Below are 567 nucleotides of genomic sequence, written 5' to 3' on the forward strand. Positions count from 1 at the left end.
TAATGGCCGCAGCCATGCGGGTGTGGCAGTGGAGCGCATCGGCGGTGACCAATCTGCCCGTAAGATCAATGAGTTCGACGACCTTGAGCGCGGCCTCGACTTCGTTCTCACCATCGCTCGGCGAGACTGCCGCCAGGCACAGCCGGGTCTCGGCGGCGAAGGCCGACACCGTCAACGGCGGACTGGCTGCCAAGCCCTTCTCATAGGCCCGCCGCAAAGCCTTGCCGTCAAGCGACACCACCTCGGGCGTCTCTCGGCTGGTTCGGGCGAAAGCTGCGGCAAAGGCAGCAAAGGCGCGACCGAAGGCCTCCGGGTCGAGCAGGCGCAGCAGCCGCGAGAAGGTGTCGTGGCTGGGGGCTGCGTCATAGTCGATCAGCCGCGACAGCGCCTGCTTGCGCTCCTGCGCGAACAGGGCAAATTCCGTCGCATTGCTGGCGCCGCACAGGCTTGCTGCGATCATCATCACGATCAGGTCGCCAAGCCGGTGCGTGGCGTTGGGCGCGCGTGGATCAGGCACCGCGCCAAAGTAGCTCTCAAGGCAGGAAATGGCAGTCGCTCCTTCGCTCA

1 protein-coding gene is annotated in these 567 nt (G+C 65.6%); it reads right to left on the minus strand.

Annotated features, from left to right (window positions below):
- On the minus strand, positions 1–567 hold a 567-nt coding region (locus tag NKH01_RS35235), incomplete at both ends, for an ISAs1 family transposase (RefSeq protein ID WP_353024756.1).

This window comes from Mesorhizobium sp. M1403, assembly GCF_040317695.1.
GTDB lineage: Bacteria > Pseudomonadota > Alphaproteobacteria > Rhizobiales > Rhizobiaceae > Mesorhizobium.